10 protein-coding genes are annotated in these 13292 nt (G+C 73.2%); 7 read left to right on the forward strand and 3 right to left on the reverse strand.

All coding sequences use genetic code 11. The features are described 5' to 3' along the window. Nucleotides 1–6 precede the first annotated feature (6 nt). The 6 genes from ACIOGZ_RS32530 to ACIOGZ_RS32555 all read left to right on the forward strand — a co-directional run bounded on the left by ACIOGZ_RS32530 (nucleotide 7) and on the right by ACIOGZ_RS32555 (nucleotide 8644). Nucleotides 7–939, forward strand: a complete 933-nt coding sequence (locus ACIOGZ_RS32530) for a sugar ABC transporter permease (protein ID WP_350884942.1) — start codon at nucleotides 7–9, stop codon at nucleotides 937–939. Then, entirely contained in the window at nucleotides 936–1826 is an 891-nt protein-coding gene (locus tag ACIOGZ_RS32535; RefSeq protein WP_363586392.1) for a carbohydrate ABC transporter permease, read from the forward strand. The genes ACIOGZ_RS32530 and ACIOGZ_RS32535 overlap by 4 nt, the downstream gene beginning before the upstream one ends. Nucleotides 1827–1834: 8 nt before the next feature. After that, nucleotides 1835–3949 carry a beta-galactosidase gene (locus ACIOGZ_RS32540; protein ID WP_363586393.1) on the forward strand — a complete coding sequence of 705 codons (2115 nt, stop codon included), beginning with the start codon at nucleotides 1835–1837 and terminating at the stop codon, nucleotides 3947–3949. Continuing rightward, nucleotides 3946–6162, forward strand: a complete 2217-nt coding sequence (locus tag ACIOGZ_RS32545; RefSeq protein WP_363586394.1) for an MGH1-like glycoside hydrolase domain-containing protein — start codon at nucleotides 3946–3948, stop codon at nucleotides 6160–6162. Before ACIOGZ_RS32540 ends, ACIOGZ_RS32545 begins: the two co-directional genes overlap by 4 nt. Before the next feature lie 42 nt (nucleotides 6163–6204). Further along, on the forward strand, nucleotides 6205–6915 hold the full coding sequence (locus ACIOGZ_RS32550) for a ribonuclease H (RefSeq protein WP_363586395.1): 711 nt from the start codon (nucleotides 6205–6207) through the stop codon (nucleotides 6913–6915). Nucleotides 6916–7090: 175 nt separating this feature from the next. Then, complete coding sequence (locus tag ACIOGZ_RS32555; RefSeq protein WP_400988662.1) at nucleotides 7091–8644, forward strand: alpha/beta fold hydrolase; 1554 nt, start codon at nucleotides 7091–7093, stop codon at nucleotides 8642–8644. Between the two features lie 56 nt (nucleotides 8645–8700). Here ACIOGZ_RS32555 and ACIOGZ_RS32560 read toward each other — a convergent pair whose 3' ends face one another. From ACIOGZ_RS32560 to ACIOGZ_RS32570, 3 genes are all read right to left on the reverse strand, one after another. Next, nucleotides 8701–9810, reverse strand: a complete 1110-nt coding sequence (locus ACIOGZ_RS32560; RefSeq protein ID WP_363586397.1) for a Rieske 2Fe-2S domain-containing protein — start codon at nucleotides 9808–9810, stop codon at nucleotides 8701–8703. Between the two features lie 356 nt (nucleotides 9811–10166). Continuing rightward, nucleotides 10167–11702, reverse strand: a complete 1536-nt coding sequence (locus tag ACIOGZ_RS32565; RefSeq protein WP_400988664.1) for an MFS transporter — start codon at nucleotides 11700–11702, stop codon at nucleotides 10167–10169. 163 nt (nucleotides 11703–11865) lie between these two features. Then, the gene (locus ACIOGZ_RS32570) at nucleotides 11866–12642 is read right to left on the reverse strand and encodes a hypothetical protein (protein ID WP_363586399.1); all 777 of its coding nucleotides are present in this window, start codon (nucleotides 12640–12642) and stop codon (nucleotides 11866–11868) included. 414 nt (nucleotides 12643–13056) lie between these two features. Here ACIOGZ_RS32570 and ACIOGZ_RS32575 point away from each other — a divergent pair. Next, nucleotides 13057–13292 (forward strand): hypothetical protein (locus ACIOGZ_RS32575; RefSeq protein WP_363631982.1); only part of this gene is annotated, 236 nt, incomplete at its 3' end.

Genomic DNA, 13292 nt, shown 5'->3' on the forward strand with positions numbered 1-13292 from the left:
CGCGCCATGACCAGTCTCCAGGCCCCCGCCCCCCGGGTGGCCGCCGCACCCGCGCGCACCGCGCCCACCCGGCGACGACGGCTGCCACGCTCCGCGGCCTGGCTCTTCGCCGGGCCCACGGCCGTGCTCTTCATCCTCTTCTTCGCCTATCCGCTCGGCGCCAGCCTCTATCAGAGCTTCACCGCCCGCCGGGACGGCGCCACCGTCTGGGTCGGCCTGGACCAGTACCGGCGGATGCTGGACGACCCGGCCTTCCTGCACTCCCTGGTCAACACCGGGATGATCCTGGCCGTCCAGGTGCCCGTGATGATCGGCCTGGCGCTGGTGCTGGCCGTCCTGCTGAACCAGTCCTGGCTGCGCTTCCGGGCCGGCTGGCGGGCCGTCTTCTTCCTGCCCGCCGTCACCACGCTGGTCGCCTACGCCGTCGTCTTCCAGGTGCTGCTGCGCACCGACGGCGGCCTGGCCAACCAGCTCCTGCACGCCCTGGGCGCCGGCCCCGTCGACTGGCTCAACTCGCCCACCTGGGCCAGGATCTCCCTGATCGGCTCGGTCACCTGGCGCTGGACCGGCTACAACGCCGTCATCCTGCTCGCCGGCCTGCACGCCATCGGCCGGGACCAGTACGAGGCCGCCGCCCTCGACGGCGCGGGCACGCTGCGCACCTACACCAGCGTGATCCTGCCGCAGCTGCGGCCGGTGGTGCTGTTCTGCGTCATCACCTCCACCATCGGCACGCTCCAACTCTTCGACGAGAACTACGTGCTGACGCGCGGCGGCCCCGGCGACGCGACCCTCACCCCGGTGGTCTACCTGTACAAGGTCGGCTTCCAGCAGCTCGACTTCGGGTACGCGGCCGCGATCGCCTGGGTCGTGGTGCTGGTCATCGCCGCCGTCTCCCTCCTCCAGTTCCGGTTCTACGGAAGGGAACGCCGCCGATGAGCGCCACCTCCGCCCGCCCCCGGCCCGCCCGACCGGCGACCGTCCGCCCACCGCTGGCCCGCCCGCCGGCCGCCCGGCTCGGCCGCGCCGCCGTCCTGGCCGTGCTCGCCCTCGGCGCCGTCGTCAGCCTGGTGCCGTTCGCCTGGATGCTGATCGCCAGCACCCACAGCAGCTCCGAACTCTTCCACTCCCCGCCGCCGTTCCTGCCCGGCGGGGAACTGCTGCGCAACCTGGCGCACCTCCAGCAGAGCATCGGCTTCGGCCGGGTGCTGCTCAACAGCCTCGGCGTGGCCGTCGTCTACACCGCGCTGAGCTCCCTGCTGTCGGCCATGTGCGGCTACGGGCTGGCCAAGTACCGGTTCCGGGGTCGCGGGCTACTGCTCGGGCTGGTGCTGGCGACCATGATGATCCCGCTCCAGGTGCTGCTCGTCCCGCTGTTCCAGATGATGGCCAGCGTCGGCTGGATCGACAGCTACCAGGCGGTCATCCTGCCCTTCCTGGCCAACTCCTTCGGCATCCTGCTGATGCGCCAGGGCTTCCTGGACTTCCCCGACGAACTCCTGGAGTCGGCGCGCATCGACGGCTCCGGCGAACTGCGCACCTTCTACCAGGTCGTCCTGCCGTGCGTGCGGCCGCAGTTGGGCGCGCTCGTGATCTTCACCTTCATGGGCCAGTGGAACAGCTTCATCTGGCCGCTTCTGATGCTCAACACCGAGGACAAGTACACCGTGCCGGTGGCGCTCAACACACTGACCGGGCTGACCCGCGTCGACTACTCCGGCCTCATGCTCGGCTCCCTGCTGGCCACCCTCCCGCTGGTGCTGCTCTTCCTGGTGTTCCAGCGGCAGTTCGTGGCCGGCCTGCTCGGCGGAGCGCTGAAAGGATGACCCCCCGCATGACCTCCCGTACTCCTTCCCACGCGGCCGCGCTGACCCGCGTGCCCGGCCTCCTCTACGGCGGGGACTGGAACCCCGAGCAGTGGTCCGAGGAGGTGTGGGCCGAGGACGTGAAGCTGATGGCCGAGGCCGGGGTCAACCTGGTCACCGTCGGGGTCTTCTCCTGGGCGCGGCTCCAACCAGCGGCCGACAGCTGGGACTTCGGCTGGCTGGACCGCCTCCTCGACCTCGTCCACGGCCACGGCATCGCCGTCGACCTGGCCACCGCCACCGCCTCGCCACCCGCCTGGCTGGTCCGCGCCCACCCCGAGCTGCTGCCCGTCACCGCCGACGGCGTCCGGCTGGAGTTCGGCTCGCGCCAGCACTACTGCCCCTCTTCCGCCGTCTACCGGGCCGCCGCCGCCCGGCTCACCCGGGCCCTCGCCGAGCGCTACCACGACCACCCCGCACTCGCCCTGTGGCACATCCACAACGAGTACGGAGACCACGTCCAGGAGTGCTTCTGCCCCGCGTCCGCCGCCGACTTCCGGCGCTGGCTGCGCGAGCGGCACGGCGACGTCGACGAGCTCAACCGGTCCTGGGGGACGGCGTTCTGGTCGCAGCGCTACGGCTCGTTCGACGAGATCGAACCACCGCGCGCCGCGCCGGGGCCGGTCAACCCGACCCAGCTGCTGGACTGGCGCCGGTTCTGCTCCGACGCGCTGCTGGCCCTGCACCGCACCGAGAAGGCCGTCCTCGACGAGGTCTCACCGGGCGTGCCGGTCACCACCAACTTCATGTCGATGCTCAAGTCGCTGGACTACTGGGAGTGGAGCCGCCACGAGGACCTCGTCTCCGACGACGCCTACCCCGACCCGGCCGACCCCCGCACACACGTCAACGCGGCCATGAACTACGACCTGATGCGCTCCCTCAAGGGCGGCAAGCCGTGGCTGCTGATGGAACAGGCCCCCTCGGCCGTCAGCTGGCGGCCCGTCAACCTGCCCAAACGGCCCGGCCTGTACCGGCTCTGGTCGCTCCAGGCGCTGGCCCGGGGCGCGGACGGCGTACTGCACTTCCAGTGGCGCGCCTCCGTCGCCGGGGCCGAGAAGTTCCACAGCGCGATGCTCCCGCACCGCGGCACCTCCTCGCGCGGCTGGCGGGAGACCGTCCGGTTCGGGGCAGAGCTGCGCCGGCTCGGCGAGATCGCGGGCAGCCGGATCCGCGGGCGGGCGGCCGTCCTGCTCGACTGGGACAGCTGGTGGGCGCTGGAGCTGGACGACCACCCCTCCGCGCGGATGCGCTGGCTCGACCTGCTCCGGCCCTGGTACGCGGCCCTCCACGACCGCGGCGTGACCGTCGACTTCGTCCCGCCCACCGGCGACCTCGACGGCTACCGGCTGCTGCTCGCCCCCAACCTGTACCTGCTCGACACCGCCACCGCCGCCCGGCTCACCGCCTTCGTCCAGGCGGGCGGCCACCTGGTCTGCGGCCCGTTCAGCGGCATCAGCGACCGGCACGACCACCTCCACCCCGGCGGCCACCCCGGGCCGCTGCGGCCGCTGTTCGGCCTCGTCGTGGACGAGCACTGGCCGATCCCCGACGGGGCCGCCACCACCGTCCGGCTCGATGACGGCGGGCCGGAGCTGCGGGCCGAGCACTGGAGCGAATGGATCGACACCGAGGGCGCCGAGACCGTCGCCCGCTACGCCTCCGGCGAGCTGGCGGGCCTGCCCGCCGTCACCCGGCACCGCCACGGCACCGGCAGCGCCTGGTACCTCGGCTGCCACCTCGGCGCGGACGTCGGCCGGGTGCTCGACCTGCCGCTCGCCGAAGCCGGGGTCGGCGCCGAACTGCCCGGCCTGCCGACCGGCGTCGAGGCCACCCGCCGCCGCGCCGCCGACGGCACCGACTACCTGTTCCTGCTCAACCACGGCCCCGCCGCATGCCGGGTGGCGCTGGACCGGCCCGGCACCGACCTGCTCACCGGCGCCGACACCGGCCGGGGCGTCACCCTCGCACCGCTCGGCGCCGCCATCGTCCGGGTTCCCGCCGCCGGCCCCGATCCGGCCTCTCCGTCCCCGTCCACGCCCACGTCTCCGTCTCCGTCCACGCCCGCCGAGGAGCGCACATGACGCCGTTGTCCCGCCGCCGACTCCTGGCCGCCACCGCCGCCACCGGCACCGCCCTCGCCGTGGCGGGCGGCGTCGCACCGGCCGCCCACGCCGACGACCGGCAGGCCGCCCCGTCCGACCTGGCTGACCCGTCCGCCCTGTCCGACCTGTCCGACCGCTACGCCGACATCCTCGACCTGCACGGCACCCCCGCGCAGGCCTACCCCGGCGACGCCACCGGCAACAACCCGATCAACGTCTTCGCCGACCTCGGCGCCTGGCACGCCTACGCCCTGCCGCGCCCGCAGGACCCGCTCGGCGGCTTCACCGGCCCCCTCCACCTCGCCCAGGAATACCCGTGGTGGCTCAGCGACGGCCTCAACCGCCTCCAACTGACCGAGCAGGGAAGGATCCTGGACCTCGCCGCCGGCGGCGCCCCCCGGCTCACCTCGCTGCCCGGGCTGCTGCGCCAGTCCTACGACCTCGGCGGCCGCCTGGCGCTCACCCTCGAACTGCGCTTCGCCGGCAACCGCACCGCCCTGGTCAGGGCCCGGCTGGCCAACGGCGGCCCGGCCGAACGGACCCTCCAGGTCGCCTGGACCGGGACACTGCTGCGCCCGGCCACCGGCCCCCAGCACGACGCCCCCGCCCTGGTCGCCGCCGAGCGCGGCGTCGCCGTCCGGTTCGCCCGGGTACGGCAGACCTGGGACTACCTCACCGACGGCACCGAGCGCTTCGAGGTCCGCCACGCGGCGCCGGTCCGCACCACCGTCAGCGGCGACGGCCACCGCACCGAACTGGCCGGGCCTGTCCGGCTGGCCCCGGGCGCGGCCCGCACCCTGGACTGGGCCGAGAGCTACACCTTCACCGACGCCGAGCACTCCCGCGCCGTCGCCGAGGCGGACGCCGCGCTGCGCGCCCCCGACCGGGTCGCCGCGGCGGGCGCCGCCCGCTGGGCCGGGTACGTCACCCGGGCGACCGAGGGCGTCCCCGCCGCGCGCCGCCGGACGGCCGTCAAGTGCGTGCAGACCCTGGTCACCAACTGGCGCAGCCCGGCCGGGCGGATCCGGCACGACGCGGTCACGCCCACGCTCTCGTACAAGTGGTTCAGCGGGGTCTGGGCCTGGGACACCTGGAAGCAGGCCGCCGGCACCGCCGTCTTCGCCCCCGACCTGGCCGCCGACCAGATCCGGGCGATGTTCGACCACCAGATCCGGCCCGACTCCGCCGACCGCCCGCAGGACGCCGGGATGATCCCGGACTGCGTCTTCTACAACGACCCGAGCACCGGCGGCGGCAACTGGAACGAGCGCAACTCCAAGCCCCCGCTGGCCTCCTGGGCGGTCTGGGAGGTCTACCGGCGCGGCGGCGACCGGGCGTTCCTGCGCGAGCTGCTGCCCAAACTGACCGCCTACCAGGACTGGTGGTACCGCACCCGGGACCACGACGGCGAAGGCCTGTGCGAGTACGGCGCCACCGCCGACCCGGGCAACGCCGCCCCGGCGGACTGCCTGGCGGCGGCGGCCTGGGAGTCCGGCATGGACAACGCGCCGCGCTTCGACGCCGCCCTCGGCACCGCCGTCGTCGCCAACCGCAACGCGCAGGGCGCCCTGCTGGGCTGGTCGCTCACCCAGCGCTCCGTCGACCTGAACGCCTACCTGGCCGCCGACCACCGCGCCCTGGCCGCCATCGCCGCCGAACTCGGCGACCGCACCGCCGCCCAGCGGCTGCGCGGACGGGCCGAGGCGATCGACCGGGCCGTGCGCGACACCATGTTCGACCCGGCCACGGGCTGGTTCCACGACACCGACCTGGCCACCGGCGCCCGCCTCACCGCGCGCGGGCGCGGCATCGAGGGCGCGATCCCGCTCTGGTCCGGCACCGCCTCGCCCGCCCAGGCCCGCGCGGTCCGCGGGCTCCTGCTCGACCCGGCCGAGTTCGGCACCGCGCTGCCGTTCCCGACCGTCGCCCGCAGCTCGCCCTCCTTCGACCCGGCCGGGTACTGGCGCGGGCTGGCCTGGATCGACCAGACCTACTTCGCCATCGAAGGCCTGCGCCGGTCCGGCTGGAGCCAGGACGCCCGCCGGGCGACGGACCGGCTGCTGGCCGCGGCGGCCGGGCTCGGCGGGGACGGTCCGCTGCGGGAGAACTACGACCCGCTGACGGGGGAGGGGCGGAACTCGACCAACTTCAGCTGGTCCGCGGCCCTGCTCCTGCTGCTGCTCCGGATCTGACCGATTTGGCCCGGGCCTGCCACGTCCTGGCATGATCGGGGCATGGTCGAACGAGTCATTGCAGCGTGTGACGGAGCAGCCAAGGGCAACCCCGGTCCGGCGGCCTGGGCCTATGTGGTGGCGGACGCCGCCGGGGTGCCCCAGCGCTGGCAGGCCGGTCCGCTCGGGCACAGCACCAACAACGTGGGCGAGCTGACGGCGCTGGAGCAGCTGCTGGCGTCGACGGATCCGGCCGTCCCGCTGGAGGTCCGGCTCGACAGCACGTACACCCGCGACGCGGTGACCAAGTGGCTGGTCGGCTGGAAGCGCAACGGGTGGAAGACCGCCGCCGGCAAGCCGGTCGCCAACCGCGAGCTGATCCAGCACATCGACGAGCTCCTGACCGGGCGGGACGTCACCTTCATGTACGTCCCTGCCCACCAGGTGAACGGCGACCCGCTGAACGCCATCGCCGACAAGGCCGCAAGCGACGCCGCCCGCCGGCAGCAGGCCGCGGGCGGAACCGCCGCCGACCTCCCCGAGCCGGACCCGGCCCGGACCACCCCGGCGCGGGCCGCCCGCCCGGCTTCCTCGTCGGCGGGCTCGTCGGCCGGTTCGTCCACGGCGAAGAAGCGCTCCTCGGGCGGTTCGCGGACCCTGGCCGCCCGCTTCCCCGGCACCTGCCCCTGCACCCGCCCCTACGCCAAGGGCGACACCATCACCAAGGTGGGCAGCAGCTGGGGGCACCCGGAGTGCGCGGGCGCCCACGCGTAGGACCTGTCCGACGCCGGACGGGCCGACACCGGCCCGTCCGGCCCGCCCTGGTCGAACTCACCCCCGGGGTGGAGCCGGGTGGAGCCGGGTGGAGCCGGGTGGAGAAGCGCCCCGGGTGAATTCTCCACCCCCGCGCCGAGGCTGACGGAACCTCACCAGTCCTAGCGTCGGACGCATGACCCGACCTACCGGCCGCACCACGGCCCGCGCCGGCGGCGCGCTGCTCACCGCCGCCCTCCTGCTCGCCGCACCACTCGCGCCGACCGCCGTCGCGGCCCCGGCGGCGCAACTCGCCTGGGGGTCCTGCCCCGCGCCGACCCCGAACGCCAACGGGGTGCCGTTCACCCGTGACCCGCGCCAGCAGTGCGCGACCCTGCGGGTGCCGCGGGACTACCACGACCCGGCCGAGGGCACGATCACCCTCACCGTCTCCCGGCTGCGCACCGCCGACCCCGCCCACCGGCGCGGCACCCTGGCCGTGGTGCCGGGCGGGCCGGGCGGCTCCGGACTCGACTACCCGGGCGAGATGGCGAAGCTGCTGCCGCCGGACGTCCTGCGCTCGTACGACCTGATCGGCTTCGACGAGCGGGGGGTGGGCAACAGCGCCCCGGTCCACTGCGACCTGTCCGCCGCCGAGCGGGACGCCCAGCTCAACTACCCCTTCCCCGGCCCCGACGGCTCGATCACCGCCAACCTCGACCAGGCCCGGCGGGTGGCCGACGGCTGCGCGGCCGCGAGCGGCGGCTACCTGGCCGACGTGACCACCGCCAACTCGGCCCGCGACCTGGACCGGATCCGGGCCGCCCTGGGCCTGCCCCGGATCTCCTACCTGGGCAGCTCGTACGGCACCTACCTCGGCCAGGTCTACGCCACCCTCTTCCCCTCGCACACCGACCGCGTGGTGCTGGACAGCACGGTGCCGCCGGGCGGGCTGGAGCAGGGGTTCAGGCTGTTCAGCGAAGGCTTCGCCGACTCCTTCCCGGCCCTGGCCCGCTTCGTCGCCGCCCAGGACGCCACCCTGCACCTCGGCGCCACCCCCGAGGCGGTCCGGGCGAGCTACCTCCGGCTGGCCGGCGAGGTCGACCGCGACCCGCTGCCGCTGTCGGGCGGCCGGCTGCTCACCGGCGGCGGCCTGCGCAGCGTCGTCTACGCCTCGCTGGTCAAGCCGAGCTACTACCCCCTCGGCGCGCGGGTCCTGCAACTGGCCGAGGAACGCGACACGACTCCGGCCCAGGCCCAGGCCCCGACGCCGGAGGGCGCGACGGTCGCCGCCGGGCCGACGGGCGCGGGCACCGGCGGATCGGGTGGCAACCCGCTGCCGCAGGTCATCCCCGACAACTTCCTCGCGGCCCAGTTCGCGGTGATCTGCGGCGACTCGGCCTGGCCCCGCAACCCGGCCGTCTACGCCGCCCGCACCGCCGCCGACCGGGCCCGGTACCCGCTCACCAACGGCATGAGCGGCAACGTCTGGCCGTGCGCCTTCTGGCACTACGGCTCGAAGGAACCGCCGGTCCGGGCCGACCCGGACGGCCCGCGCAACATCCTGATGCTGCAGAACCGGTACGACCCCGACACCACCTACAACGGCGCCCGGCAGACCCAGCGCGCCTTCGGGCACCGGGCGGCGATGGTCACCTTCGACACGACCGCGCACGGCGTCGACTTCACCGACCCCCGGGTGCTCGCGCCGTTCACCGCCTTCCTGCTCGGTGGCCGGCTCCCGAGCTGAGCAGACGGCCGGCCGGGGCCCCGACCCGGGCCCCGGCCGTACGTCCGTCCGTCCGCTCAGGGCTTGGCGAGCCCGCTGCGGGCACCGTTCTCGGTCCGGACCGTGAGGGCGGTCGGCGCGGGCAGGTGTTCCTGGGGGTCCGGCGGGTAGAACTGCCGGGCCCAGTGCCGCAGGGCGCCGATCGGCCCGTCGCCGGGGGCGAGCCGGGGCGGTGACAGGTACTTCTTGGTGGACCAGATCGGGAAGTCGGCCGCCGTGAACTCGCAGCTCCGCTTGAACATCGGGCCCGCCAGCAGGCTCGACAACGACCGGCTGACCGCCCTGCCGACGGCGGGCGGCAGCCGGGACGGCTCGTCGAAGGAGAACCGGCTCGCCTGCCGGAACTGCATCCGGCCGGGCGCGACCATGGTGGCCATCACCAGCGAGCACATCTTCAGGCCGAGGGCCGGGGTGTGCACGTCGGTGTGCAGGCAGGCGAGGCCGTAACCGTCGACCTCGATCTCGACCTGGCGCCGGCCCAGCAGCGGGAAGTCCTCCTGCACCCGCATCGAGACGTGGAAGCGCGTGCCGTCCCAGTCGATCGGGGCCGCCAACTCGCCGCTCGGCCAGCCGTGCAGGGTGACGAAGTGGCCCAGGTCCACCGCGTTCTCCATGACGTCCTGGGCGTAGCCGGCCATCTCCCAGGCGGCGTGCCGGGGCGGCTGGTGCCCGAGCGTGTGCCACGACGGGATCTCCCAGTCCGGCTGCCGGCCGTCGTGGTGGCGCCAGACGAAGACGGCGTCGTTCACCTCGCGGACCGGAAGCTGCGCCAGGGAGGCCTTCGGCGGCGCGGAGCCGTACCCGGTCCGCACGCACCGGCCGTCCGGGTCGAAGGCGAAGCGGTGGAAGGGGCAGACCAGGTCGTCGCCCTCCACCTCGGCGAGGCCGAGGTGGGCCCCCAGGTGTGGGCAGTACGGGCGGATCGCGCGGATCCGCCCGCTCCGCAGCCGGTACAGCACGACGTCCTCCCCGGCCAGCCGCCGGGTGAGCACCGTGCCGGGCTTGAGCTCGTCGGAAAAGCCGACCGAGGCCCACCCGTCCGGGTACGGCAGGCCCGGCGGCAGCGCGACGTCGCCCGCGGTCGGGCCCTCACCGATGGGCTGGACGTGCTTTAAGGACTCGCGCATGAACTCTCCTCCTGGCCTGCCAGGCTCCGATCTCGGCAGCTCAGCCGGCCCTCCCGGGCGATTCGTCTCCGAACGGAACGCCCCGCATGTTAACCGCAGACCGATGGGGCCCGCACGAACAACATGGCTGATGCCAAAGAAGTCTGATGATTCATCAGAAAATCTCCGATGCGACCTTCGACGGCCGGACGGCTGAGCGATTCCCGGCCGGGCCGATCCACCGCAGCGCTGTGCAGCCTGCCCGGCGTCGGCGCGCAGGCGGGGTGCGAAGACACGCCCTGGACTTCGGGACGGCGGCAAACGCGGTGAGGGGTGCGCGAGTTGACACGGATCCTGGTCATCGGCGGCGGCACCAGCTAACGATCCGCCGCTTCGATGGCGCTCAGCGGGGCCGCCAGGTCCTCCAGGCTGCGCCGTTCCGCCCGTACGCCGATCGCGGCCTCGACCAGCCCCGCGGCCGTCATCAGGGCCGCCCCGATGCAGAACGCGAGCGTGGTGTCGGAGACCTTCCCGCTGCTCACCAGGCCGTTGAAGAGCAGCGGGCCGCTGATGCCGCCGACCGCCGTGCCGACGGCGTAGAAGAAGGCGATGCACATCGCCCTGGTCTCCAGCGGGAAGATCTCGCTGACCGTCAGGTAGGCCGCACTCGCCCCCGCCGAGGCCAGGAACAGCACGGCCGTCCAGCAGGCCGTCATGCCGGCCGCGCTCAGCGCGCCCTGCTGGAACAGCGCGGCGGTGCCGAACAGCAGGAGGCCGGAGCCGATGTACGTGCCGGCGATCATCGGCACCCGCCCGACCGAGTCGAAGAGGTGGCCCAGGAGCAGCGGGCCGAGGAAGTTGCCGACCGCGATGACCGCGAAGTAGTAGCCGGTGTCGCCCTCCGGCACGTCGAAGTAGAGGGTCAGGATGACCGCGTAGCCGAAGGTCACGGCGTTGTACAGGAACGCCTGCCCGATGAAGAGCGCGAGGCCGAGCACCGTGCGGCGCGGGTAGCGGCTGATCACGGTGCGGGCGAGCGTGACGAACCCGAGCGGGGCACGCTCGCGGATCAGGATCGGTCGGTCGGTGACGGCCGGAAGCGGTCGGCCGGTCTCCCGCTCCACGACCCGCTCGGCCTCGGCCACCACCTCCTCGGCCTCCGGGGCCCGCCCGTGGGTGAACAGCCAGCGCGGGCTCTCCGGGACGTGCCGGCGGACCAGCAGGATCACCAGGCCCAGCACGACACCGATCCCGAAGGCGAGCCGCCAGCCCACGTCGGTGGCGAACAGTGCGGTGTTCAGCAGTGCGACGGAGGCGAAGGCGCCGAGCGCGGCGCCGATCCAGAAGCTGCCGTTGATGATCAGGTCGACCCGGCCGCGCACCCGGGCCGGGATCAGCTCGTCGATCGCCGAGTTGATCGCCGCGTACTCGCCGCCGATGCCGAACCCGGTGAAGAAGCGGCAGAGGAAGAAGAACCAGGCCGTCCAGGACAGCGAGGTCACGGCGGTCGCCGCCAGGTAGACGGCGAGCGTCACCATGAACAGCTTCTTGCGCCCGAGCCGGTCGGTCAGCCAGCCGAAGAACAGCGCGCCGGAGCAGGCGCCCGCCACGTACACGGCGGCCGCGATCGTCGTCACCTGGGTCGTCGAGATGGCGATGCCGCTGCCGGGCTGCGCGAGCCTGGCCGCCATGTTGCCGACGATCGTCACCTCGAGGCCGTCCAGGATCCAGACGGTGCCCAGGCCGATCACGATCCGCCAGTGCCAGCGGGACCACGGCAGCCGGTCCAGCCGGGCCGGCACGTTGGTCTCGATGACCCCGGTTCCGGCGGACCCGGACCCGGACCCGGACCCGGCCCCGGGGGCCGCACCGTCGTGCGGGTTCCGCGCGGATGACTTCGCCGGATCGGCCATGCGGGGCTCCTTCGCTCGCCGTATCGAGACGCCCCGTCTGCCCGCTTTCCGCAGGATCGAACGCGGGCGTCCCCTTCGCTACGCTCGGTGAGCTTCGACGCTCCCTCCGTCATCATCCCCCGGGGGCGGAGGAGCCGCCCGGGGAGGCGCTGCTCCTGGCGGGCTACTGCTCGACGTACTTGCGCAGTACCTGCTGGTAGTCCGCGAACTCTGGCTCGGTGTGCAGCTTGGAGACGTCCTTCTTCAGGTAGACCATGCTGGGGCAGCTGGGTTTGGCGCTGCCCAGCAGCTGCTCGGTGCCGACCTTCCTCCCCGTCCTGGCCTCGTACACGGTCACCTCGTACCTGCCGCGGTAGAGCTTGAGGGTGTCCGAGGTGAACTTGCAGTCGGTGAGGAACTCGCCCTCGTCGGGTGAGCCCAGGCAGGCGATCAGCTGGACGCGGTACGGGTCCAGGCGGGTCCCGCTCCAGTAGTCCGGCGAGCCGGCGGCGGGGGAGGCGGGGTGCGAGGAGCCGGACTCGCTGACGGTGAACATCGCGACCGGGTGCGGTCCGGCGCCGGTGTGCTCGGCGGTCTTGGGGAAGTACTTGCGCGCGATGTTGGAAGCGCAGCCGGCGTCGAGGTCGGAGATCCGGCTGAGTGCCTTGTCGCTCGCCTTCGGCTCGAAGATCACCCAGTACACGCCGTACCCGAGGAATCCGACCATCGCCAGCGCGACCACCCGTGCGGCGATCGTCCGTCCCTTGCGCCGGCCGGGTGTCAACTGCCGTGCGGCGCCGGTGGCGGCGCGCTTCCTGGTCGCCACGGCGTAGGCGAGGAAGAGGATCGGGGACGCCGCCACCACGGCGAACAGCACGCCGATCGGGGCGTTTCCGCCGTTGAACGCGATCATCGAGAAGACCACCGAGATTGCGGCGAGCAGGACTATCAGCTTGGCCATGAACATGCCCTCCCACGGGTCGACAGCAGCCGCGAGACTACCGCTGCCGGGGTGGGGCGCGGGCGCCCGGACCCGGTCCGGACGCGCTCCTGGGGCCCGCCGCTGTCGCCGCGCCGGTGTTCCGCCGGAATTCCACCCGCATTTCCGCACCAGCGGTGATTTTCTTCCCCGCCGCTTTCCGGAGCTCTTTCGAAGTCGATTTCCGGAGGTGGTGGAGAGGAGGTCGAGAGGTGCTGGAAAGGGCTTTCCGGCGGGGGTGCGGTGTGTTGTGGTGGGGTGGTGGTGGAGCCGGTCCGCACCTCCGTGGCGGACCGGACCGGCCGGACAGCCGCTGGTGGGCGGCGTAGACGCTCGCGCATGGATGTGAGTGCGGTGGCTATGGTTCGCCGACTCGGGGTGGATTTGAATGGTGCCATGACGACGAACCGGCCGGGCTCGCAGAGCGGTAGGGGCCCGCGGATCGCGTCGGACCTCCCGATCGCCGCCGGCGCCTTCGGGACGTCGGTTCCGTCAGTTTCCTCCGTCTCTCCGAATGAGGTGCTCGTGATGGCTCGTAAGGGTGTTGTGGATCTTCCGGTCGGTGCTGGTGTGGTGCTGGTGGTGGGTGGGACGGGTAAGACCGGTCGGCGGGTGGCGGATCGGTTGGCGGG

The organism is Kitasatospora sp. NPDC088160 (assembly GCF_044741445.1).
Taxonomy (GTDB): Bacteria; Actinomycetota; Actinomycetes; order Streptomycetales; family Streptomycetaceae; genus Kitasatospora.